Below are 26,590 nucleotides of genomic sequence, written 5' to 3' on the forward strand. Positions count from 1 at the left end.
CTCGAGTGAACCGCACGGGGCACCCGCAAATCCCTAGATTTCGCGGTGCTGGGCGGCCGCCTCGCCCTGCCCCGCCTCCGCCTCCGGCTCCGGCTCGGCTCGGCTCGGCTCGGCTCGGCTCGATGCAGTGAATGACTCATTCCTGGCGTTGGGCGAGAGGAATGAGTCATTCACTGCGCTGCCCGGACACGTCCGCCCGGGCCGGGGAGCTTTGTCCACAGCCCCAGCCGGTTGTGGACAGGTGTGCCCGGCAACGCCTTCTCCGGCGGTTTCGTCGGTGGCGGCCGATAGACTGGACCGGGGTCAGCCCCCAGGGATGGGTGGGGACCGCCCGGCGGGTCAGTCGAGGTCGAGTTCGTCGATCAGCGCGAACATCTCGTCGTCCGTTGCCGACTCCAGCTTCTCCTCCACCGCCGTCGCCGTCGCCGAAGCGCCGTTCACCCGGGCCAGCAGCTCCTGCAGCCGCGTGCCCAGCGTCGCCCGCGCCGAGGAATCCGCCAGCAGCTCCGGCAACGCGAACTCCACCCGGTCCAGCTCCGCCAGCGCCGGGAGGATCGCCGCCGGGACGTCCGGGACCAGCTCGGACCTCAGGTACTCCACCAGGACCGTCGTCGACGGGTAGTCGAACAGCAGCGTCGCCGGCAGGCGCAAGCCCGTCGCCGCTCCCAAGAGGTTGCGCAGCTCCACCGCGCTCAGCGAGTCGAAGCCCAGCTCCAAGAAGCCCCGGTCCGGCTCGATCGCGTCCGGGCCCGCGTACCCCAGGACCGTCGCCGCGTGGGTGCGGACGAGGTCGAGCAACGCTCCGTCGCGTTCCGCCTCCGACATCCCCGCCAGCCGGTGGGTCAGGCTGTCCACCGGGTCGGCCGGGGCCGCCGACGCCCGGACCGCGCGCCGCACCGGGGTGCGGATCAGGCTCCGGAGGATCACCGGGATCGCGTCCTCGCCGACGCGGTCGCGCATCGCCTCCACCACCAGCCGCACCGGGAGCAGCACCGCCTCGTCGAGCGTGCACGCGACGTCGAACAGGTCCAGCCCCTCCTCCGACGGCATCGGCTCGACGCCGCCGCGGGCCAGCCGCGACAGGTCCGCCTCCCCGAGCTTGCCGGTCATGCCGCTGCGCTCGGCCCACAGGCCCCACGCCAGCGACAGCCCGGGCAGGCCCTGCGCCCGGCGCACGTGCGCCAGCGCGTCGAGGAAGGCGTTGGCCGCCGCGTAGTTCGCCTGTCCCGTGCCGCCGAACGTGCCGGCGAGCGAGGAGAACACGACGAACCCGGCCAGGTTCATCCCGGCGGTCAGCTCGTGCAGGTGCCAGGCCGCGTCGACCTTGGGCCGCAGGGCCGTGTCCAGCTGGCGGGTGGTCAGCGCGGACACGACGCCGTCGTCGAGGACGCCGGCCGTGTGCACCACCGCGGTCAGCGGGTGCTCGGCGGGGATGGCCGCGAGCAGCGCGGCCAGCGAGTCGCGGTCGGCGACGTCGCAGGAGGCCATGGTGACGTCCGCGCCCCACGCCCTCAGCTCCTCGACCAGCTCCCGGGCGCCTTCCGCGGCCGGTCCGCGCCGGCTGGTCAGGACCAGCCGCCGGGCGCCGCGCGCGGTCACCAGGTGCCGGGCGACGAGCGTGCCGAGCGTCCCGGTGGCGCCGGTGATCAGCACCGTGCCTTCGGGGTCCCACTCGGGAACCGGCGCCGGGCTGGTCGCCGGGACGCGCGCCAGCCGCGGCACCTGGATCGCGCCGATCCGGACCGCGACGTGCGGCTCGCCGCAGGCCACGGCGGACGGGAGCGCCGCGTAGGACACTTCGCGGTCGTCGAGGTCGACCAGCACGAACCGGCCGGGGTTCTCCGACTGCGCCGAGCGGACCAGGCCGACGACCGCCGCCGTCGCCAGGTCGGTGATGCCTTCGCCGACCCGCGTCGCGATCGCGCCCCGGGTGACGAACACCAGCCGCGAACCGGCGAACTGCTCGCTCGCCAGCCACTCCTGCACCTGCTCCAGCGCGCCGTGGGTGGCGGTCCGGACGGCCCGCGCCACGTCCTCGTCGTCCTGCGGGCCGCTGGTCATCACGACCACCTCGGGCGCCGGGGCACCCGCCGCCACGGCCGCGCCGAGCGCGTCGAAGTCCGGGTAGGACTCCACCGGGACACCCGCCGTGCCGAGGGCCTTGGTGACGCGGACGCCGACGTCGTGCCCGACGACCGCCCAGCGTTCGGCCGCCGAGTGGCTGACCGGGGTGATCGGGGCCATCACCCAGCCCACCCGGAACAGTGACTCGTGGAACGCCGAGCGCGCGACGTCGAGCTGCTCGGCCGAAACCGGCCGCAGCGTCAGCGCACCGATGGTGGCGACCGGCAGCCCGTCCTGGTCGGCGACCGCCAGGGCCACCGTGTCGTCGCCCTGCCCGGTGACGCGCACCCGCAGCGCCGCCGCGCCGCCCGCGTGCAGGGTCACGCCCGACCAGGCGAACGGCAGCACCGCCCGGCTTTCGTCGCGCAGGGCGACGGTGTGCAGGGCCGCGTCCAGCAGGGCCGGGTGCAGGCCGAAGCGTGCGGCTTCCGCCCGCTCCCCCTCCGGCAGGCCGACCTCGGCGAAGATCTCGTCGCCGGCGCGCCAGGCGCGGTGCAGCCCCCGGAAGGCGGGGCCGTAGTCGAAGCCATTGGCCGCGATGCGGTCGTAGAGCCCGTCGAGGTCGATCGGCTCGGCGCCGGCCGGCGGCCACGCGCCGGTGAGGTCACCGGCCGCGGGGGCCGCCGCCGCGGCGAGCGTGCCGCTGGCGTGCGTGGTCCACGGCTCGTCCTCCATGGCGCCGTCCACGCGGGAGTAGATGTCGATCGAGCGGGTGCCGAACCGGTCGGGCCCGCCGACGGCGACCTGCAGCCGCACCCCGCCGGTCTCCGGCAGCACCAGCGGCGCGGCGAGGGTCAGCTCCTCGACGCGTTCGCAGCCGACCTTGTCCGCGGCGTGCACGGCCAGCTCCATGAACGCCGTCCCCGGCAGCAGCACGCTGCCGAGCACGACGTGCTGCGCGAGCAGCGGGTGGCTGGTCGCCGACAGCAGGCTCGTGAACAGCGCGCCGTCCGAACCGGCCAGCGAGACCGACGCACCCAGCAGCGGGTGCCCGGGTTCGGTGAGCCCGGCGCCGGTGACGTCGCCGGGCACGGCCGGGACGTCCAGCCAGTACCGCTCCCGTTGGAACGCGTACGTCGGCAGTTCGACGTGCCCGCCGCCGGCGAGCACCGCGGCCCAGCCGACGTCGGCGCCGGCGGTGTGCAGCCCGGCGAGCGCGGTGAGCAGGGACCGCTCTTCGTCGTGTCCCTTGCGCAGCACCGATCCCACGCTCAGCTCGGCCGGTCCGGCGCAGTCCGGGACGAGCGCGGCGAGCACCGCGTCGGGACCCAGCTCGACGAACCGGTTCACGCCTTCCGCCGCCAGCCCGCGGATGCCGTCGGCGAACCGGACGGCCGCCCGCACGTGCCGCACCCAGTACTCCGGCGTGGTCAGCTCGTCCGGATCGGCGAGCGTGCCGGTCACGTTCGACACGAGCGCGATCCGCGGGGGGTGGTACTCGAGCCCGGCCGCGACCGCGGCGAACTCTTCGAGCATCGGGTCCATCAGCGGCGAGTGGAACGCGTGCGAGACCTCCAGGCGCTTGGTCTTGCGGCCCAGCGCGGTGAAGTGCTCCTGGAGCGCCAGCACGGCTTCGGCGTCGCCGGAGACCACGACGGCCGCCGGGCCGTTCACCGCGGCCAGCGACACCCGCTCGTCCAGCAGCGGGACGACCTCGTCCTCGGGAGCGGCGATCGCGACCATGGCCCCGCCTTCGGGCAGCGCTTCCATGAGCCGGCCGCGCGCGGCGACGAGCTCGGCCGCGTCGGCCAGGGAAAAGACGCCGGCGACGTGCGCCGCGGCCAGCTCGCCGATGGAGTGGCCCGCGAGGAAGTCCGCGCGGACGTCCCAGGACTCGAGCAACCGGAACAACGCCACCTCGACCGCGAACAGGGCGGGCTGGGTGAAGCCGGTGCGGTCGAGCCGGGCGGCGTCGGTGCCGAAGACGACGTCGCGCAGGGGCAGGTCGAAGTGCGCGCAGACCGCGTCGAAGGCGTCGGCGAAGACCGGGAACCGCGCGTACAGCTCTTGGCCCATGCCGAGCCGCTGCGCGCCCTGGCCGGTGAACAGGAACGCCGTCCGGCCGGATCGGGCGACGTGCTGCCGCAGCCCGGCGGCGGGCCGGTCCGCGGCCAGCGCGGCCAGCCCGTCGCGCAGTTCACCGAGGCTTTCGCCGACGACCACCGCGCGGTGCCCGAACTTCGCGCGAGCGGACAGCGATCGGGCGACGTCGGCCGCGTCCTTTTCGGACTCCGTAGCCGCCAGGAGCCGCCGGGCCTGGCCGCGCAGCGCGGCTTCGGACCGGGCCGACACCGGCCAGGCCGTGAACCGTTGCGTCGTGACGACTTCCGCTGCTTCGGGCAGCGAGGGCGCCTCTTCGAGGATCGTGTGCACGTTGGTGCCGCTGACCCCGAACGAGGACACCGCCGCGCGGCGCGGGTGGCCGTTCGCGGCCCACTCGACCGGCTCGGACAGCAGCCGCACCTGCCCGGCGGACCAGTCGATGTGCGGCGACGGGGTTTCGGCGTGCAGCGTGCGCGGCAGGACGCCGTTGCGCAGCGCCTGCACCATCTTGATCACGCCCGCGATGCCGGACGCGGCCTGGGTGTGCCCGATGTTGGACTTCACCGAACCCAGCCACAACGGCCGTTCACGGTCCTGGCCGTAGGTGGCGATGAGCGCCTGCGCCTCGATCGGGTCGCCCAGCGTGGTGCCCGTCCCGTGCGCCTCGACAGCGTCCACATCGGACGGTGTCAGCGCGGCGTCGGCCAGCGCCGCGCGGATGACGCGCTGCTGCGCGGGCCCGCTCGGGGCGGTCATGCCGTTGGACGCGCCGTCCTGGTTGACCGCGCTGCCCCGCACGACGGCGAGCACCGGGTGCCCGAGGCGGCGCGCGTCGGAAAGCCGTTCCACCAGCACCATGCCGACGCCCTCGGCCCAGCCCGCGCCGTCGGCGTCCGCGGAGAACGCGCGGCACCGGCCGTCCGGGGACAGCGCGCGCTGCCGGCTGAACTCGACGAACGTGTCGACCGAGGAGATCACCGTGACGCCGCCGGCCAGCGCGAGGTCGCACTCGCCGGACCGCAGGGCCTTGACCGCCCAGTGCAGGGCGACCAGCGACGACGAGCACGCCGTGTCGACCGTGACCGCCGGGCCCTCGAGCCCGAAGGTGTAGGCGATCCGGCCGGACGCGACGCTGCCCGCGCTGCCGGTCGCCAGGTGCCCCTCGAACTCGCCCGGCGCGTGCCGCACGCGGGAGCCGTAGTCGTGGTAGTTGGAGCCGACGAACACGCCGGTCCGGCTGCCGCGCAGCAGCGCCGGGTCGATGCCCGCGCGCTCGACGGCCTCCCACGACGTCTCCAGCAGCAGCCGCTGCTGCGGGTCGATCGCGGGTGCCTCACGGGGTGCGATCCCGAAGAACGCCGGGTCGAACTCCGCCGCGTCGTGCAGGAAACCGCCGCCGCGGGTGTAGAAGGTGCCGGGCTTGTCCGGGTCGGCGTCGAAGAGGCCTTCGACGTCCCAGCCGCGGTCGGCCGGGAACTCCCCGACCGCGTCGACGCCGTCGGCGACGAGCCGCCACAGCTCGTCCGGATCGGTCACGCCGCCGGGGTAGCGGCAGGACATCGCGACGATCGCGATCGGCTCGTCGGTGCGCGCCACCACCGGGGCGGCGGTCTCGGTCACGGTGTCGTCTTCGTCTCCCACCAGCTCGCGCCGGACGTGCCCGGCGAGCGCGACGGCGGTCGGGTGGTCGAAGACGAGCGTGACCGGCAGCCGCAGGCCGGTGGCTTCGCCGAGGCGGTTGCGCAGGTCGACGGCGGTGAGCGAGTCGAAGCCGAGGTCGCGGAAGGCGCGTTCGGGCTCGATCGACTCGGGTCCGGGGTAGCCGAGCGCCACCGCGGCCTGACCCTGGATCAGGTCCAGGAGCAGCCGGTGCTGCTCGTCCTCGCCCAGACCGGCCAGCCGCTCGGCCCAGCCGGTTTCGACGGCTTCCGGCTTCGCCGCTTCGGGGATTCCCAGCAGCGCGGCACTGGGCCGGCCCTGGGCGAGGGTCTTGCGGTAGCGGTCCCAGCGGATGTCGGCGACCGCCAGCACGGTCTCGTCCTCGTCGAGGGCCTGCTGCAGCGCGAGGATCGCCAGGTCGGGTGCCATGGCGGGCAGGCCCTGATCGGCGAGGCCTTCACCGCGGCCGCCGGCCCACGCACCCCAGGCGACGGAAGTCGCGGGCAGGCCCGCGGCACGGCGCTCGCGGGCGAGCGTGTCGAGGTAGGTGTTGGCCGCGGCATAGCTCGCCTGACCCGGTCCGCCGAGCGTGCCCGCCAGCGAGGAGAACAGGACGAACGCGGAAAGGTCGCGGTTCGCGGTCAGCTCGTGCAGGTGCCGTGCGGCGTCGGCCTTGGGCCGCAGCACGTTCGCGATGCGCTCTGCGGTGAGGCCGTCGAGGACGCCGTCGTCGAGCACGGCGGCGGCGTGCACCACCGCGGTCAGGTCGGGCAGCCCGGCCAGGAGTTCCGCGAGCTGGTCGCGGTCGGCGACGTCGCAGGTCGCGACGGTCAGTTCGGTGCCGAGGTCGGCCAGTTCGGCGGTCAGCTCGGGGAGGTCGTGGTCGCGCCGGCTGGTCAGGACCAGCCGCTCGGCGCCGGCCCGGGCGAGCCAGCGGGCGAGGTGCGGGCCGACCCCGCCGGTTCCGCCGGTGAGCAGCACCGTGCCGGACGCCGTCCACGACGTCGTGGTCTCGCGGGCCGGGGCCGCGCGGACGAGCCGGCGGCCGAAGACGCCGGAAGCGCGCACGGCCACCTGGTCCTCGTCGGGCGACCCGAGCACGGCGGCGAGCCGGGCGAAGACGCGGGCGTCGAGGTCGGCCGGGAGGTCGACGAGCCCGCCGAAGCGCTGCGGGTACTCCGCGGCCGCGATCCGGCCGAAGCCCCAGGTCAGCGCCTGGCCGGCCGCGCGGATCGGGTCCCGGTCACCGGTGCTGACCGCGCCGCTGGTCGCCCACCAGAGCGGCGCGTCGATCCCGGCGTCGCCGAGGGCGTGCAGCAGCGTCAAGTTCGCTTCGAAACCATCGAGGGCCATGAGCGAAAGCACGCCCTCGCACGGGCCTGCCGCACGCAGCAGTTCGGCGTACCGCTCGCGGTCCCCTTCGGACGGCAGCTCCAGCAGCCGCGCGCCGAGTCCGTCGGCGACGGCCTGCCCGTCGTGCCCGGCCGGCGCGAGGACCAGCCAGTTCGGCACGATGGTGCCGGTCGCGACGCCGAGCGGGGTCCACTCGACCCGATAACGCCAGTTGTCCACAGTGGATCCGGCCTGGCGCTTGGCACGCCAGGCGGCGAGCGCCGGGAGGTCGGACTGCTCGACGGCGGCCCAGAACTCGTCGTCCAGCGGGTCGGCGCCGGCCGGGGCGTCGAGCCAGTAGCGCTGGTGCTGGAAGGCGTAGGTGGGCAGCGGGATCGTCGCGGCACCCGGGAACACCGGGGCCCAGTCGACGTCGACACCGCGCACGTGCAGTTCGGCCAGTGACGTGCGGAACCGCGCCAGACCGCCTTCGCCGCGCCGCAGCGTGCCGGTCGCGACGGCGTCCGGGACGGCCTCGGCGATCGCGGACGTGACGACCGGGTGCGGGCTGACCTCCACGAACACCGAGTGCTCGCGCGCCGCGAGGACCCCGACGGTCTGGTGGAACAGCACCGGCTGACGCAGGTTGCGGTACCAGTAGCCGGCGTCGAGGGTCGCGGTGTCGATCGGCTCGGCCGAGACCGTCGAGTAGAACGGCACCTCGCCGGTGCGCGGCTCGACCGCGGCGAGCACGTCGAGCAGTTCGCGCTCGATCGCCTCCACGTGCGCCGAGTGCGAGGCGTAGTCCACCGGGATCAGCCGGGACCGGACGCCGTCCGCCTGGCACTGGGCGAGCAGTTCCTCCAGGGCGTCGGGCTCACCGCAGACGACCGTCGACGACGGGCTGTTGAACGCGGCGATGGTGATGCGGCCGTCCCATTCGGACAGGAGGTTCCCGGCCTGCTCGGCGCCGAGCGCGACCGACGCCATCCCGCCCCGGCCCGCGAGCCCGGCGGCGATCGCCTTGCTCCGCAACGCGACCACTCGAGCACCGTCCATCAGGGACAGTCCCCCGGCGACGACGGCCGCGGCGATCTCGCCCTGCGAGTGGCCCACCACCGCGTCCGGCGTCACGCCGTGCGACTGCCACAGCGCGGCCAGCGAAACCATGACGGCCCACGACAGTGGCTGCACCACGTCGACCCGGTCCAACGCACCTTCGCGCAGTTCGGAGAACGGCGACCAGTCGACGAAGGACTCCAGCGCCGCCGCGCACTCCGCGAACCGCTCCGCGAAGACCGGCGACGAGTCCAGCAGGCTGACAGCCATGCCGGCCCACTGCGCGCCCTGCCCCGGGAAGACGAACACCGTCCGCCCCACCGCGCCGGCCACCCCGGTGACCACGGACGCGCTCGGCGTCCCGGCGGCCAGGCCGTGCAGACCGTGCAGGAGTTCTTCGCGGTCGTCACCGAGCACGACGGCCCGGTGCTCGAACGCGCTCCGGGTCGAGGCCAGGGACCAGCCGACATCGGCGATGTCCGCGGTCGCGGCGGCCGCCAGCTTCGAGGCCTGCGCGGGCACCCCGGCCGCCGAACGGGCCGAAAGCACCCACGGCACCGGGCCCGTGACCGGCTCGCGCACGGTCTCCGGTTCGGGCGAAGGATCGTGTTCGAGCACGACGTGGGCGTTGGTGCCGCCGACGCCGAAGGAGGACACGCCGACGCGGCGCGGTCCCGGCTTGGCCGGCCACGGCGTGGCCTCGGTGAGCAGTTCGAGGGCACCGGAGGACCAGTCGACGTGCGGCGACGGGTGCTCCGAGTGCAGCGAGCGCGGCAGGACGCCGTGGCGCATGGCCAGCACCATCTTGATGACGCCGGCGGCGCCCGCGGCGGCCTGGCTGTGCCCGATGTTCGACTTGACCGAACCGAGCCACAGCGGGGCCGACCGGTCGCGGCCGTAGGTGGCCATCAGCGCCTGGGCCTCGATCGGGTCGCCCAGCGTGGTGCCCGTGCCGTGCGCCTCGACGGCGTCCACTTCGGACGGTTCGAGCCCGGCCGCGGCCAGCGCGGACAGGATGACGCGCTGCTGCGACGGGCCGTTCGGGGCGGTCAGGCCGTTGGACGCGCCGTCCTGGTTGGTCGCGGTGCCGCGGACCACGGCCAGCACGCGGTGTCCCTTGCGCTTCGCGTCGGAAAGCCGCTCGACGAGCAGCATGCCGACGCCCTCGGCGAGGCCCATGCCGTCGGCCTCGGCGGAGAACGGCTTGCTCCGGCCGTCGGCGGCCAGCGCGCGCTGGCGGCTGAACGCGACGAACGGCGCCGGGGTCGACATCACCGCGACCCCGCCGGCCAGCGCGAGGTCGCACTCCCCCGACCGCAGTGCCTGGCCGGCCAGGTGCAGGGCGACCAGCGACGACGAGCAGCCGGTGTCGATCGTGACCGCCGGGCCTTCGAGCCCGAAGGTGTAGGCGACGCGCCCGGAGGTGACGCTGCCGGTGCCGCCGGTGACCAGGTGCCCTTCGACGCCTTCGGGCACTTCCCGCAGCCGCTGGCCGTAGTCGTGGCCGCTGGCACCGACGAACACGCCGGTGCGGCTGCCGCGGACGGCGGACTGGGCGAACCCGGCGTCTTCGAAGGCCTCCCACGCGGCTTCCATGACGACGCGCTGCTGCGGGTCCATCGCGAGGGCTTCGCGCGGGCTGATGCCGAAGAAGCCCGGGTCGAACTCGGCGGCGTCGTAGAGGAACCCGCCCGCGCGGGTGTAGCTGTGGCCGGCACTGTCGGGATCGGGGTCGTAGAGCGCGCCGGGCTGCCAGCCGCGGTCGCCGGGGAACTCGCCGATGGCGTCGGCCTCGGCCATCATCAGGTCCCACAGCTGCTGCGGGCTGCCGATGCCGCCGGCGAACCGGCAGCTCATGCCGACGATGGCGAGGGGCTCGTCGGTCGCGGTGACCGGCGCGGCCACCGCGGGTGCGGGAGCGCCGAGGACCTCGGTGCGGACGTGCCGTGCCAGGGTCGTCGCGTTCGGGTAGTCGAACACGAGGGTGGCGGACAGTTTGAGGCCGGTGGCGGCGGTGAGCCGGTTGCGCAGCTCGATCGCGGTCAGCGAGTCGAAGCCCAGCTCGCGGAACGCGCGTGACGCGTCGACGTCCTCCGGTCCGGCGTAGCCGAGCACGGCGGCCGCGTGCTTGCGGACCAGCCCGAGCAGTTCGCGGTCCTGGTCCGGTTCGGACAGTGCGGTCAGCTTGGCGCGCAAGGCACCCGCGGCGCCGGTCTCCTCCTCGGTGACCTCCGACTCGGCGGCCAGCACGGCCGCGACCTCGGGCACCTCGGACAGCAGCGGCCGCGGGCGGGCGGCGGTGAAGACCGGGACGAACCGCTCCCAGTCGATGTCGGCGACGGCGAGGAACGGCTCGTCGTGGTCGAGCACCTGGCCGAGCCCGAGCAGGGCCGGTTCCGGGGCCATGAACGGGATCCCGCGCCACTTGAGCTGGTCGGCGACGACGTCGGAGACCATGCCGTCGCCGGCCCAGATGCCCCAGGCGACCGACGTCCCGGCCAGCCCGCGGGCGCGGCGGCTCTCGGCGAGCGCGTCGACGAAGGCGTTCGCGGCGGCGTACGCGCCGTGGTCGCCACTGCCCCAGACGCCGGCGACGGAGGAGTACAGCACGAAGGCGTCGAGGCCGGCTTCGCCGAACAACGCGTCCAGGTGGCGGGCCCCGGCGAGCTTCGCGCGGGCGCCCTCTTCGAACTCGGGCAGGTCCGTGTCGGATAGGGGAGCCAGGAGGCCGACGCCGGCGGTGTGGACGACCGTGCGGATGTCTCGCAGGCCGCTGACCAGCGACGTCAGCGCCTCGCGGTCGGCGACGTCGCACGCGGCGATGGTCACCTCGACACCCATCGCTTCGAGTTCTTCCCGCAGTTCGGCGGCCCCGGGTGCGCCGGGACCGCGGCGGCTGGTGAGCACGAGGTGCTCGGCGCCGCGGCCGACGAGCCAGCGGGCGACGTGCGCGCCCAGCCCCCCGGTGCCGCCGGTGATCAGCGCGGTGCCGCCGGTCCGCCACTCGGGCGCGGTGCCCTGCACGGGAGCGCGGCGCAGGCGGCGCTGGTACAGCCCGGAGCCGCGGACGGCGAGCTGGTCCTCGTCGCCGATCCCGGCGAGGGCGGCGCAGAGCCGGGTCGCGGCCTGCTCGTCGAGGTCGTCCGGCAGGTCGACCAGGCCGCCCCAGCGGCCGGGGTGTTCGAGGGCGAGGACCCGGCCGAGACCCCACGTGGTGGCCTGACCGGGGTGCGGCGCCTCGTCCCCGGGCACGACGACGGCGGTGCCTTGCGTCGCGAGCCACAGCGGCGCGGTGATCCCGGCGTCGCCGAGGGCTTGGGAGAGCAGGAGGTTCGCCGCGAGACCCCGGGACAGCACCGGGTGCGTCGCGTGCTCGTTCTCGTCCAGCGCGAGCAGGGACAGCACGCCGGCGACGCCGGTCTCGGCCCGCAGCCGCTCGGCCAGCGACGCGCGGTCCTCGGTCCCGTCGAGGCGCAGGGTGCGGACGGCCGCACCGGCCTTCTCCAGGGCGTCGAGGCAGACGTCGGGCGCGTGCAGGACCAGCCAGGTGCCGGACAGCGCGGGTGCCGGTGCGGCGACCGGGTGCCAGGTGATCCGGTACCGCCACTGGTCCACTGTGGACAGTTCGGTGCGGCGGTGGCGCCAGTCCGCGAGCGCGGGCAGCACCTCCTGCCAGGGCGTTTCCGCGGTGACGCCCAGCTCTTCGGTCAGCGCGCCGTCCTCGACGGCACTCCAGAACCCGTCGTCCGCCGCGGCGGTCTCGCCCGGGTTTTCGAGCCAGTAGCGCTGCCGCTGGAAGGGATATGTCGGCAAAGCGACCGGCCGAGCCTCGGGGTAGACGGCCGACCAGTCGACGTCGTGGCCCTGCGTCCACAGCTGCGCCACCGACGTCAGGAACCGCGTCAAGCCGCCTTCGCCCCGGCGGAGCGTGCCGACGACGGCGGCCGAACCGGGGTCGAGCGCGGCGTCCAGGGTCTCCTGGAGGCCGCCGCCGAGGACGGGGTGCGGGCTCGATTCGACGAAGAACCGGTGCCCGTCGGCGATGAGGGCCCTGGTGGCGTCCTGGAACCGCACGCGGTGCCGCAGGTTGCGGTACCAGTAGGCGGCGTCCAGTGTCCCGGCGGCCTCGCCGGTGACGCTGGAGACGAACGCGATCCGCGGGGCGCGGGGTTCGAGGTCCGCCAGGGCTTCCAGCAGTTCGGCTTCGAGGACTTCGACCACGGCGGAGTGCGACGCGTAGTCCACCGGGATCCGGCGCACGCGCAGTCCCCCGGCCTCGGCGCGCGCGAGGACCTCTTCGACCGCGGCGACCTCGCCGGAGATCACCACGGACGCGGGTCCGTTGACCGCCGCGATGGCCACGCGCCCGTCCGCGAGCAGCGCTTCGACCTGCGCCTCCGGTGCCGCGACGGACGCCATCGCGCCCAGGCCCGCGAGCCGGCCGGCGATCAGCTTGCTGCGCAGCGCGACGACCTTCGCGCCGTCGGACAACGACAACGCACCGGCGACGACGGCGGCCGCGATCTCACCCTGCGAGTGCCCGACCACGGCGTCCGGGGTGACGCCGTGGGACTCCCACAGCGCGGCGAGCGAGACCATGACCGCCCACGAGGCCGGCTGCACGACGTCGACCCGGTCCAGGGCCGTCGCGTCGCCGAGGACGTCGGTCAGCTTCCAGTCGACGAAAGCCGACAACGCCGCCTCGCACTCGGCCATCCGGGCCGCGAACACCGGGGCGGAGGCGAGCAGGTCCACGGCCATCCCGGCCCACTGCGCGCCTTGGCCGGGGAACACCAGCACGGTGCCGCCGACGACCTGGGCCTCGCCGCCGACCACCGCGCCACCGGCGGCCGTGCCGGAGTCGGCGATCTCGCGGAGGCCCGCCGCCGGATCCCGGCCGATCACCGCGGCACGGTGTTCGAACGCCGAACGGGTGGAAGCCAGCGACCAGCCGACGTCGGCCACGTTGACGTCCCGCAGCTCCGCCAGCTCCGCCGCGCGAGCCTTGAGCGCGGCGTCGGACCGGCCCGACAGCACCCAGACCGCCGTGTCCACAGTGGACTCCGAGGCGACCCCGGGTTCGTCGGTGACGCCCTCCAGCACGACGTGCGCGTTGGTGCCGCTGCCGCCGAAGGAGGACACCCCGGCCCGGCGCGGCGCCCCCGTCTCGGGCCACTCCTGCTGCTCGGTCAGCAGCGAGACGGCGCCCGCGGTCCAGTCCACGTGCGGGGTCGGCTCGCCGACGAACAGCGTCTTCGGCAGGACGCCCGCGCGCAGGGCGAGGACCATCTTGATCACCCCGGCGACCCCGGACGCGGCCTGCGTGTGGCCGATGTTCGACTTCACCGTGCCGAGCAGCAGCGGGCGTTCGCGGTCGCGGCCGTAGGTCGCCTGCAGGGCCTGCGCCTCGATCGGGTCGCCCAGCTTGGTGCCGGTGCCGTGCGCCTCGACGACGTCGACCTGCTCGGGGGCCAGCCGCGCGTTGGCCAGCGCCGCCTCGATGACGCGCTGCTGCGAAAGCCCGTTGGGGGCGGTCAAGCCGTTGGACGCGCCGTCCTGGTTGATCGCCGTGCCGCGGATGACGGCGAGCACGGGGTGGCCGTGGCGGCGCGCGTCGGACAGCCGTTCCAGCAGCACGACGCCGACGCCCTCGCCCCAGCCCGTGCCGTCGGCGTCGGCGGAGAAGGCGCGGCAGCGGCCGTCCGAAGAGAGACCGCGCTGGCGGCTGAACTCGACGAAGTTGCGGGGGTTGGCCATCACGGTCGCGCCGCAGGCCAGGGCCATCGAGCACTCGTCGTTGCGCAGCGCGGAGACCGCGAGGTGCAGGGCGACCAGCGAGGACGAGCACATGGTGTCGACGGTGACGGCCGGGCCCTCGAGCCCGAAGGTGTAGGCGAGCCGGCCGGACAGCACGGCGGCCGAACCGCCGGTGAGCAGCAGTCCTTCCAGGCCTTCGGGCGCGGTGACCATGCCGCCGGCGTAGCCCTGGTTGCTGGCGCCGACGAACACGCCGGTCTTGCTGCCGCGCAGGGCCGCCGCGTCGAGCTTCGCCCGCTCGAAGGCCTCCCAGGTGGTCTCCAGCAGGAGCCGCTGCTGCGGGTCCATCGCCACGGCCTCGCGCGGGGAGATGCCGAAGAACGCCGGGTCGAACTGCGCCGCGTCGGTCAGGAAGCAGCCCTCGCGGACGTAGCTGCGGCCGATCCGCTCGGGGTCGGGGTCGTAGAGGTCCGGGTCCCAGCCGCGGTCGGCGGGCCACGGCGACACGGCGTCGCGGCCCTCGGCGAGCAGGTCCCAGAGCTGCTCGGGGTCGGTCACCCCGCCGGGGAACCGGCAGCTCATGGACACCACGGCGATCGGTTCGGCGCGGCGCTCGGTGACGTCGTGCAGGCGGCGGTTGGCCAGCTTCAGATCGGCCGTGACCCGCTTGAGGTAGTCACGGAGCTTGTCCTCGTTGCGCATCTGCGTCCGCTCCTGGGAAGGTTTTCCGGTCACGTCAAGAGATTCCGAGTTCTCGGTCGATCGCCGCGAACATCTCGTCGTCGGTCGCCGTGTCGAGTTCCAAGCCGTCGTCGCCGGGGTCGTCGCCCGTGTCGTCCCACTTCCACAGCAGCTTCCGCAGCCGGGCGGCAACGAGCTCGGCGGGAAGGGCGGCAAGCTCGGCCTCGATCCGATCCAGCTCGTCGGTCGCGGTGTCCGTGGCGAACAGCCCGTCGAGCACGTGCTTCGCGACGGCATCGGGAGTCGGGTGGTCGAAGACGAGCGTGGCAGGCAGTTTCAAGCCGGTCGCCGCGCCGAGCCGGTTGCGCAGATCGAGCGCGGTGAGCGAGTCGAACCCCAGTTCCTTCAACGTCTGCGCCGGCCGGACGGCGTCGCGGCCGGGGAAGCCGAGCACCGCGGCGACTTCGCCGCGCACCAGGTCGAGCACGACCCGGTCGCGTTCGCTCGCCGACGCCGTCCGCAGCCGCCGGACCAGCTCTCCGCCACTGTCCACGGGGGATTCCTCGGTCTGCTGCGCTTCGGGCAGCTCGCGCAGCAAGGGGCGTTGCCGCGCCGCGGTGTAGAGCGGGGTGAACTTCGCCCAGTCGATGTCGGCGACGACGCTCGTCGGGCCGCCGGTGTCGACCGACGGCCGGATCGCGGTGACGGCCAGCTCGGGCCGCATCATCGGCACCCCGCGCCGTTCGAGCTGCGCGCCGACGTTCTCGTCCACCATGCCGCCGCCCGCCCAGGCACCCCAGGCGATCGACGTCGCCGGGAGCCCGCGATCGCGCCGCTGCTGGGCCAGTGCGTCCAGGAAGGCGTTCGCCGCCGCGTAACCGGCCTGGCCCGCGTTGCCCCAGACGCCGGCGCCGGAGGAGAACAGGACGAACGCGTCCACGTCGCCGCACAGTTCGTCGAGGTTCCGCGCGCCCCGGACCTTGGCCTCGGCGAGCTCGGCGAAGTCGGCCAGGGTCAGGGCCGTGATCGGCCGTTCGACGTCCACCGCGCCCGCGGTGTGGACCACGGCGTTCACCGGCGGCAGCTCCGCGAGCAGCTCGCGCAGGGCGTCGCGGTCCGAGACGTCGCAGGCGGCGACGGTGACCTTCGTCCCGAGTGCGGACAGCTCGCCCGTGAGTTCCGCGGCCCCGGGCGCGTGTTCGCCCTGGCGGCTCAGGAGCACCAGGTGCTCGGCACCGTTCGCGGCGAGCCAGCGGGCAACCTGTCCGCCGAGCGCGCCGGTACCGCCGGTGACCAGCGCCGTGCCGTGCGGCTGCCAGCGGACGGGCGGGGACGCCGCCGCGCGGACCAGCCGGCGGGCGAACACCCCCGACGGCCGCAGGGCCACCTGGTCTTCGCCGTCGTGGCCGGTGAGGACGGCCGCGAGCCGGCCCGCGGTCGTGGCGTCCGCGACGGGCGGCAGGTCGACGAGGCCGCCCCAGCGGTCGGGCTGGTCGAGGCCGAGGATCCCGCCGAGGCCCCAGGCCATCGCCTGGGCCGGGCGGTGCAGGGGTTCGCCCGGGCCGGTGGAGACGGCTCCGCGGGTCGCGAACCACAGCGGGGCGGCGATCCCGGCGTCGGCCAGCGCCTGCGTGAGCACGACGTTGCCGGCGAGCCCGGCGGTGAGCACGGGGTGCTCGGCGTGCGGCTCGTCGTTCAGCGCGAGCAGGGAAACCACCCCGGCCGGGGTGTCTTCGACGGCCAGCAGCTCCGCCAGCTCCTCGCGATCCTCCGTGGACACTTCGAGCACGCGGACGTCCGCGCCGAGCAGGTCCCGGAAATCCGGCCCGGCGGGCACGACGGCCAGCCAGCCCGCGTCGAGCGTGGTGGCACGGGGAGTGGTGACGGGGCTCCACCGGACCTCGTAGCGCAACTGGTCCACTGTGGACCGGGTGACCGGTGCCGCAGAGCGCGGTTCGAGCCAGAACCGCTGACGCTGGAACGGGTAGGTCGGCAGCGGAACCGTCCGCTTGACCGGGTAGAGGAACGGCCAGTCGACGTCGTGACCGTGCGCCCACAGCTGGCTCAGCGAGGTCAGGAACCGCCGGAGGTCGCCCGCGTTGCGGCGCAGGGTACCGACGACGGCCGCGCTCTCCACCGCCTCGTCCAGGGTCTCTTCGATGCCGCCGCCGAGCACCGGGTGCGGGCTGACTTCGACGAAGAACCGGTGGCCGGCTTCGACGAGCGTCTTCGTGGCGTCGTGGAACCGGACCGGCTGACGCAGGTTGCGGTACCAGTACCCGGCGTCGAGGGTGGCGGTGTCGACCGGGGTGCCGGTGACGCCGGAGACGTAGGTGATCGCCGAGGTCCGGGGCCGGACCGGCGCGAGGACCTCTCGCAGCTCGGCCTCGATCGCCTCGACCGCGGCGGAGTGCGACGCGTAGTCCACCGGGATCCGGCGGACGCGCAGGTCACCGGCGCCGGCGATCAGGGCTTCGAGGGCTTCGACTTCGCCGGAAACGACGACCGAGGCGGGCCCGTTCACCGCGGCGAGGGAGAGCCGGCCGCCGTACGGCTCCAGCATCGGGGTGACCACGGACTCCGGAGCGGCGATCCACGCCATCCCGCCGAGGCCCGCGAGCCCGGCCGCGATCGCCTTGCTGCGCAGGGCGGCCACCCGGGCACCGTCCTCGAGGGACAGTCCGCCCGCGACCACAGCCGCGGCGATCTCGCCCTGGGAATGCCCGACGACCGCGTCGGGCTCGACCCCGTGCGCCCGCCAAAGTGCGGCGAGGGACACCATCACCGCCCACGACACCGGCTGCACGACGTCGACCCGTTCGAGGGCGTCCGCGTCGGCCAGGACGTCGGTCAACGACCAGTCCACGTGCGGGGCGAGCGCGGCGGCGCAGTCCGCCATCCGCTCGGCGAACACCGGCGACTCGTCGAGCAGCCCCACGGCCATCCCCGCCCACTGCGCACCCTGACCGGGGAAGACGAAGACGGTCTCCCCCGTGGTCCCGGTGCTGACCGGGCTCCCCGCGGCCAGTTCGCGCAGCCCGGCGAGGAGCTCGTCCCGGTCGCCGACGACCGCGGCCCGGTACTCGAACGCCGACCGGGTGCTCACCAGCGACCAGCCCACCTCGGCGACGCCGTGCTCCGTCTCCGCCAGCGCCGCCGCCTGCTCGCGCACGGCCGCTTCGGACCGGCCCGACAGCACCCACGTCCCCACGGTGTCCGGCAGCGCGTCCACCGGAGGCTCTTCGGGTGCCTGCTCCAGGATCACGTGCGCGTTGGTGCCGCTGATGCCGAACGCCGACACGCCCGCGCGCCGCGGGGCCCCGGTCTCCGGCCACGCCCGGTCTTCGGCGGTCAGCTCGACCACACCGGAAGACCAGTCGACCTCCGCGGTCGGCTCGTCGAGGTGCAACGTCTTGGGCAGCTGCCCGTGCCGCATCGCCTCGACCATCTTGATCACCCCGGCGACCCCGGACGCGGTCTGCGTGTGCCCGAGGTTCGACTTCAGCGAACCGACCAGCAGCGGCCGTTCGCGCTCCGGCCCGTACGCGGCGATCAGCGCCTGCGCTTCGATCGGGTCGCCCAGCGGGGTTCCGGTGCCGTGCGCCTCGACGACGTCCACTTCGGACGGACGCAGGCCCGCACCCGCCAGCGCGGCGCGGATGACCCGCTGCTGCGAACCACCGTTCGGGGCGGTCAGGCCGTTGGACGCACCGTCGGAGTTGATCGCCGACCCGCGCAGCACCGCGAGCACCGGGTGCCCGTGGCGGCGCGCGTCGGACAACCGCTCCACCAGCAGGACGCCGACGCCCTCGGCGAGAGCGAACCCGTCGGCACCGGCCGCGAACGGCTTGCAGCGGCCGTCGGGCGCGAGCCCGCGCTGGCGGCTGAAGCCGAGGAACTGGCTCGGCGTCGACATGACCATCGACGCGCCGGCGAGCGCCATCGAGCACTCGCCCGAGCGCAGCGACTGCGCCGCGAGGTGCAGCGCCACCAGCGACGACGAGCACGCCGTGTCGACCGTGACGGCCGGCCCCTCCAAGCCGAGGACGTAGGCGATCCGGCCGGAGGCGACGCTGGAGACCGCGCCGGTGACCAGGTAGTCCTCGCCCTCGGAGCCCCCTGAGCCGTAGGCCTGGTCGGTCATGCCGACGAACACGCCGGCCGGCGTGCCGTGCAGCGCGGCGGGGTCGATCCCGGCGCGCTCGAACACCTCCCAGCAGACCTCCAGGAGCAGCCGCTGCTGCGGGTCCATCGCGACGGCTTCGCGCGGGGAGATCCCGAAGAACGCCGCGTCGAACCGGGTGGCGTCGGCGAGGAACCCGCCATGGCGGGCGTAGGTGGTACCGGGCCGGCTCGCGTCGGCGTCGTAGAGCGAGCCGAGGTCCCAGCCGCGGTCGGCGGGCAGGCCGGAGATCGCGTCGACGCCGTCGGTCAGCAGCGTCCAGAGCTGCTCGGGCGTCGTGACGCTGCCGGGGAAGCGGCAGCCCATCGCGACGATGGCGATCGGGTCGTCGTCGGCCGCCGCGACCGGGGCCGTGACTACGTCCATTGTGGACTCCGGCGCCACCTCGGCCAGCAGGTGCTCGGTCAGCAGCGCGGCGGTCGGGTGGTCGAACACGAGTGTGCTGGGCAGCTTCAGCCCGGTCGCCGCGCTCAGCCGGTTGCGCAGCTCGACGGCGGTGAGCGAGTCGAAGCCGAGGTCCTTGAACGCGCGCCGGACGTCGACGGTCTCCGGGCTCGCGTGCCCGAGCGCCGCGGCGACCTGCTGCCGGACCAAAGCGGACACCCGCTTTTCGCGCTCGGGTCCGGCGAGGGCGGCGAGCTCCTCGGCCCAGCCGGACGCGTCCGGGGTCTCCTCCCGGAGCTGCTTCAGCTCGGGCCGCTCGGCGAGCAGCGGGCTCGGCCGGACGGCGGAGAAGACGTCGGCGAACACCGGCCAGTCGATCTCGGCCAGCGCGACGAACGTCTCGTCGTGGTCCAGTGCCTGCCCCAGGCCGGCCAGGGCGGCTTCCGGCTCGATGACCGGGACACCGCGGCGGGCGAGGACGTCGTGCAGGGTCTCGGCGATCATGCCGCCGCCGGCCCAGGGACCCCAGGCCACCGACAGCGCGGTCCGGCCGAGCGCCCGGCGGCGCAGCGCGAGGGCGTCGAGGTAGGCGTTCGACGCGGCGTAGGCGGCGTGGTCGGCGACACCCCACACGCCGGAGATCGAGGAAAAGAGCACGAAGGCGTCCAGCTCACGGTCGCCGAGCAGGTCGTCGAGGTGCCGCGCGCCGAGCACCTTGGCCTTCAGGACTTCGGCGATCGCGGCGGGGTCGGTGTCGTCGAGCGCAGCGAGCGTCCCGACGCCCGCGGCGTGGACGACGGTGCGGAGATCGTCGAGGCCGTCGACCAGCTCCCGGAGGGCGTGCGCGTCGGTGACGTCGCAGATCACGGCGCTCACCCGGGGACCCAGCTCGGACACGTCGGCGTCGCGGCGGCCGGTCAGGACGACGTGCTCGGCTCCACGCGCGATGAGCCAGCGGGCGAGGTGCCTGCCCAGCGCACCCGTGCCGCCGGTGACCAGGGCCGTGCCGCCGGTCCCCCAGGTCCGCGTCTTCCCGCGCAGGGGCGCGGGGACCAGCCGGCGGGCGAACACCCCGGACGGCCGGATCGCCACTTGGTCTTCGACGCCGGACACCACGGCGGCCAGCTTTTCGGCGGTGCCGGAGTCCCAGGTCGCGGGCAGGTCGATCAGCCCGCCCCAGCGGCCGGGGTGCTCCAGCGCGGCCACCCGGCCGAGGCCCCAGACCGCGGCCTGCGCCGGCTCCGGCGCGGGGTCGGTGTCGAGTGCGACCGCGCCGCGGGTCAGGAACCACAGCGGGGCGTCGATCCCGGCGTCACCGAGGGCCTGGACGAGCACGGCCGCGGTGGTGACCGCGTCGATCGGGTCGTCGGAGGTCGTCAGGGCGAGGACGCCGTCGGGAGTCAGCCCGGCGAGTCGCCCGGCGAGGGTGGCGCGGTCGTCGTCCGCGGTGACGAGCACCTCGACGCCGAACCCGGTGAGCGCGCCCGCGGTGGGCGTGACCACGAGCCAGGTGCCGGCGAGCGGGGCCACAGCCGCCTCGGGCACGGCGCGCCACGTGATGCGGTGGCGCCAGCTCTCCACGTCAGCCTGCCGACGCCAGTCGGTCAACGCCAGCCGGGCGTCGCGCCAGGGTGTGTCGTCGGCGAGACCGAGTGTGTCGAGCGCGGTCCAGAACCCGCTGTCGTCGGTGGGCTTGGGCGGCGGTTCGAGCCAGAAACGCTGGCGCTGGAACGGGTAGGTGGGCAGCGGAACCGCGTTCGCGTGCGGGTAGAGGACCGACCAGTCGATGTCGTGGCCGTGGGTCCACAGCTGGGCCGCGGACAGCAGGAACCGCCGGAGGCCGCCTTCGCCGCGGCGCAGCGTCCCGACCACGGCAGCGTCTTCGAGGGTCTCCTGGAGCCCGCCGCCGAGCACGGGGTGCGGGCTGACCTCGACGAAGAAACGGTGCCCGCGGTCGGCGAGGACGTCGGCGGTGGCACGGAACCGCACCGCCTGCCGCAGGTTGCGGTACCAATAGCCGGCGTCGAGGGTCGCGGTGTCGATCGGTTCGGCGGCCACGGTCGAGTAGAAGGGGACGTCGCCGGTGCGCGGCCGGATCGGGGCCAGGACCTCGTGCAGCTCGGCTTCGATCGCCTCGACGTGCGCCGAGTGCGACGCGTAGTCCACCGGGATCACCCGGGCCCGGACGCCGTCGCGCTCGCAGCGCTCGACCAGTTCCCGCAAGGCCGCGGGGTCACCGGCCACGACGGTCGACGACGGGCTGTTGTACGCCGCGATCGAGATCCGGTCGTCGAGCAGGGCCTGGACCCGCTCGGCGTCCAGCGCGACCGACGCCATCCCGCCCTGGCCGGCGAGTCTCGCGGCGATGGCCTTGCTGCGCAACGCGACCACGCGAGCACCGTCCTCGAGGGACAGTCCACCCGCGACGACGGCCGCGGCGATCTCGCCCTGGGAGTGCCCCACCACGGCGTCCGGCGTGACCCCGTACGACTGCCAGAGTGCCGCCAGCGACACCATGACCGCCCACGACAGGGGCTGCACCACGTCGACCCGGTCCAGCTCGCCGTCGCGGAGGACGGCGGAAGGCGACCAGTCGGCAAAGGACTCGAGTGCGGCCGCGCACTCGGCGAACCGCTCGGCGAAAACCGGTGACTCGTCGAGCAACCCGGCCGCCATGCCCACCCACTGCGCACCCTGGCCGGGGAACACGAACACCGTGCGGCCCACCGGCCCGGTGACGCCGGTGACCACGGACGCGCCCGGGGTCCGCGTGGCGATCTCGGTCAGGCCGGCCAGGAGCTCGGCGCGTTCGCCGACCACCGCGGCCCGGTGCTCGAAGGCGGTCCGCGTCGCCGCCAGGGACCAGCCGACTTCGGCGACGCCGTGCGGCGTGTCCGCCAGCGCCGTCGCGCGGTCGGCCACCGCGTCTTCGGTGCGGCCGGACAGCACCCACACGCCCAAGCTGTCCTCTTCGGACACCACGGGAGCCGGTTCCGGGGCCTGCTCGACGATGACGTGCGCGTTGGTGCCGCTGATGCCGAACGAGGACACGCCGGCCCGGCGGGGCGCGCCGGTCTCCGGCCACGGCTGTTCAGCCGAGGCGAGGGTGACCGCGCCGGCGGACCAGTCGACCCGCGGGCTGGGTTCGCCGGCGTGCAGGGTCCGCGGCACCACGCCGTGGCGCAGGGCCTGGACCATCTTGATCACGCCGCCGATGCCCGCCGCGGCCTGGGTGTGCCCGAGGTTCGACTTCAGCGAGCCGAGCAGCAACGGCCGTTCGCGGTCCTGGCCGTAGGTGGCGATGAGCGCCTGAGCCTCGATCGGATCTCCGAGCGGGGTCCCGGTGCCGTGCGCCTCGACGACGTCCACTTCGGACGGTGCGAGTCCGGCGTCGGCCAGCGCGGAGCGGATCACGCGTTGCTGCGACGGGCCGTTGGGCGCGGTCAGGCCGTTCGACGCGCCGTCGGAGTTGACCGCCGTGCCGCGCACGACGGCGAGTACGGGGTGGCCGAGCCGCTGAGCGTCGGACAGCCGCTCGACCAGCACGACACCGGCGCCCTCGGCCCAGCCCGTGCCGTCGGCGTCGGCCGAGAAGGCGCGGCAGCGGCCGTCGCGGGAGAGGCCGCGTTGCCGGCTGAACTCGACGAGCATGCCGGGGCTCGCCAGGACGGCCGCGCCGCCGGCCACCGCGAGGGTGCACTCGCCCGCGAGCAGCGCGCGCACGGCGAGGTGCAGCGCGACCAGCGAGGACGAGCACGCGGTGTCGACCGTCAGGGCCGGCCCCTCCAGGCCGAGCACGTAGGCCAGCCGGCCCGACGCGACACTGCCGGTGGTGCCGGTGAGCAGGTGCCCGTCGAAGCCTTCGCCGCCTTCGTACAGGCGCGGGCCGTACTCGGACGAGGTGGCACCGATGTAGACGCCGGTGCGGCTGCCCGTCAGCGACGCCGGGTCGATGCCGGCGTTTTCGAAGGCCTCCCACGTGGTCTCCAGCAGCAGTCGCTGCTGCGGGTCCATCGCCAGTGCTTCGCGCGGTGAGATGCCGAAGAAGTCCGCGTCGAACTCGGCGACGTCGGTGAGGAAGCCGCCGTGGCGCGCGTAGGACTTCCCGGCTTTGCCCGGGTTGGCGTCGTACAGGTCGTCGAGGTCCCAGCCGCGGTCGGTGGGCAGGCCGCCGATGACGTCGCGGCCGTCGGCGACGAGCTGCCACAGCTCGTCCGCCGAGCGCACGCCGCCGGGGTACCGGCAGCTCATCGCGACGATCGCGATGGGCTCGTCGGCGCGGGTCGCGACGGCCGGAGAGGTCTTGGCCGGCTCGTCACGCAGCATCGCGGCGAGGCGGGCCGGGGTCGGGTGGTCGAAGACCGAGGTCGCGGGCACCTTCCGGCCGGTCGCGGCGGACAGCCGCTCGCACAGCTCGACACCGATGATCGAGTCGAAGCCGAGGTCCTTGAACGAGGCCGCGGGGTCGATGGCGTCCGGGCCGGGGTGGCCGAGCACCAGCGCGGTGTGCGCGCGGACGGTTTCGAGGAGGTCGTGGGCCGGTTGCGGGCGGGCCTCCGCCCCCCGGCTTCCAGCGTATCGATGCGCACCGACAGTTTTGGCGCCCGCCAAGGCCTCGGCGGTGTTCCCGTCGAGCCAGAAGCGTTCGCGCTGGAAGGCGTACGTCGGCAGGTCGACCGGGCGCGCGCCGGGGAACGCGGCCGTCCAGTCGACGCGACCGCCGCGGGTCCACAGCTCGGCCACCGAGGTGGCGAAGCGGGCGGGGCCGCCGTCGCCTCGGCGGAGGGTGCCGACCGCGGCCGCCGGCCGGTCGGCGGCGGCCGCGGTCTCCAGGAGACCGCCGACGAGCACCGGGTGCGGGCTGACCTCGACGAACAGGCCGATGCCCGCGTCGAGCGCGGCCCGAATGGCGGGGTCGAACAGCACCGGCTGCCGCAGGTTGGCGAACCAGTGGTCCGCGTCGAGCCGCTCGGTGTCGAGCAGGCCGCCCGCGGTCGAGGAGTAGAACGGGACCTCCGACGGCCGAGGCCGGATCCCGGCGATCTGCCGCAGCAGCTCGTCCTTGAGGGGCTCGGCCTGTGCGGAGTGCGACGCGTACGCGATGGCGATCCGGCGTGCGCGCACCTCGCGCGCGGTCAGCTCGGCCTGCAGCTCGTCGAGGGCGTCGAGGTCACCGGAGACCGCGGTGGTCGCCGGGCCGTTGACCGCGCCGACCGACAGGCGGCCGGGGTAGGCGTCCAGGAGCTCCGTCACGGCCGCGACGGGCAGGTCGACCGACAGCATGCCGCCGTGGCCCGCCATCCGATCGGCCAGCAGCTTGGCCCGGAGTGCGACGATCCGCGCCGCGTCGGCCAGCGACAGCGCACCCGCGACGACGGCGGCCGCGAGCTCGCCTTGGCTGTGCCCGAGCACGGCGGCGGGTTCGACCCCGCGCGCCCGCCACTCGGCGGCCAGGGACACGGCGACGGACCAGAACACGGGCTGCAGCACGTCGGTGCGGTCGAGCGAAGGTGTCCCGGGGGTCTCCCGCAGGACGTCGACGACGTCCCAGTCGAGGTGCGGCGCGAGCGCGGCGGCGCATTCGGCCAGCCGCGCGGCGAACACCGGCGAAGCGTCCAGGAGCTCGGCGGCCATGCCGGCCCATTGGCCGCCTTGGCCGGGGAAGACGAAGACGACGCGGTCGTCCTTCGTGGCGGTGACGCCCTGGGTGCGGCCCATGCCGTCCGCGACGGCGCGCAGTGCGTCCCGGCTGTCGGAGACCGCGCGGTGCGCGAAGGCGGTCCGGCGGGTCGCCAGCGACCACCCGATGTCCGCGGCGGACAGGTCGGGGTGTTCGTCCACATGCGACAGCAGCCGGGCCGCCTGTGCCCGCAGCGCCTCGGCGGTGCGAGCCGAGAGCAGCCAGGGCACCGCCGCGCCGGTGGCCTCGCGAGGGGCGACGGCCTCGGCCGGCACCGGCTCGTTCACCGCATTCGACCCGCCCGGCACGACTCCCGGCCGCACCGATGCAGTGAATGACCCATTCACTGCATCCGACGCCATGAATGACTCATTCCTGTCATCACGACCCACCGCCCGGAACCCGGGTGTGGCGGGCTCGGCCGCTTCGAGCACGACGTGGGCGTTGGTCCCGCCCATGCCGAACGAGCTGACCCCGGCGATCCGGCGTCCGGCGTCCCAGCCGGCGTTCTCCGCGACGACGCGGAGCTTCAGCTCGGCCAAGGGGATCGCCGGGTTCGGCGTCGCGAAGTTGAGGCTCGCGGGCAGCGTCGCGTGACGCACGGACAGGACGGCCTTGAGCAGCCCCGCGATGCCCGCGGCGCCTTCCAGGTGCCCGATGTTGGTCTTGACCGAACCGACCGGCAGCGGCCCCTCGCGCCCGGCGGCGAAGACCTCGCCCAGCGCGGCCGCTTCGATCGGGTCGCCGACCTTGGTCCCGGTCCCGTGCAGCTCGACGTAACCGACCGCGGACGGATCGATCCCGGCGTCGGCGTGGGCGCCGCGCACCACCGCGGCCTGCGCCCGGGCGTCCGGGACGGTCAGGCCGTCGCCGGCGCCGTCGTTGGTGACCGCGGTGCCGCGGATCACGCAGAGGATCTCGTCGCCGTCGGCCCGGGCTCGCGAGAGCGTCTTGAGGACGACGAGCCCGCCGCCCTCGCCGCGCACGAACCCGTTGGCGCGGGCGTCGAAGGTGAAGCACTGCCCGTCCGGGGACAGCCCGCCGAACTTCGCCGTGGTGACGGCGTTGCCCGGCGAGAAGATCAGGTTGACCCCGCCCGCCAGCGCGACCGGGCACTCGCCGCGGCGCAGGCTCTGCACCGCCAGGTGGACGGCGACGAGCGAGGACGACTGGCCGGAATCGACGGTGAAGCTCGGGCCGTGCGCGCCGAGCAGGTGGGAGACGCGGTTGCCCAGCAGGCTGCGGTGGACGCCGGTGATGGTGTGGTGGGTGATCACTTCGGGGTCGCTCGCGTGCACGAGCGCGGCGTAGTCGTCCCACATGGCGCCGACGAACACGCCCGCGGCGCTCCCGCCGAGGTTCGCGGGGACGATCCCGGCGTGCTCCAAGGCTTCCCACGCGAGTTCGAGCACCAGCCGCTGCTGCGGGTCCATCGCGGTGGCCTCGCGCGGCGAGATGCCGAAGAACGCGGCGTCGAAGCGGTCGACGTCGTCGAGGAACCCGCCTCGGCGGACGCCGGTGGACGCGGGGTCCCACCGTCCGGCGGGGACGTCGGTGATCGCGCTGCGGCCCTCGGTCAGCAGCCGCCAGAAGGCGGCGGGCCCGTCCGCGCCCGGGAGGCGGCAGGAAAGCCCGACCACGGCGACCGGTTCGCCCGGAGTACTCGCAAAACCCGTCATCTCACGCTC

General features: G+C 74.6%; 2 protein-coding genes. Both read right to left on the bottom strand.

Annotation, left to right across the window (positions count from 1 at the left end; all coding sequences use genetic code 11):
- Window positions 1–339: 339 nt before the first annotated feature.
- A complete protein-coding gene (locus ACZ4TR_RS16240; protein ID WP_465288121.1) occupies window positions 340–14,676 on the bottom strand; it encodes a type I polyketide synthase in 14,337 nt (4,778 codons plus the stop codon).
- Between the two features lie 34 nt (window positions 14,677–14,710).
- Window positions 14,711–26,581, bottom strand: coding sequence for a type I polyketide synthase (locus ACZ4TR_RS16245; protein WP_465287765.1), 11,871 nt, complete (start codon window positions 26,579–26,581; stop codon window positions 14,711–14,713).
- Window positions 26,582–26,590: the final 9 nt, after the last annotated feature.

The organism is Amycolatopsis sp. NPDC028719, assembly GCF_055565395.1.

Bases quoted from the DNA above. Each gene is read 5' to 3' on its own strand.
- ACZ4TR_RS16245 (WP_465287765.1), bottom strand. From the start codon at position 26,581: ATGACGGGTTTTGCGAGTACTCCGGGCGAACCGGTCGCCGTGGTCGGG.
- ACZ4TR_RS16240 (WP_465288121.1), bottom strand. From the start codon at position 14,676: ATGCGCAACGAGGACAAGCTCCGTGACTACCTCAAGCGGGTCACGGCC.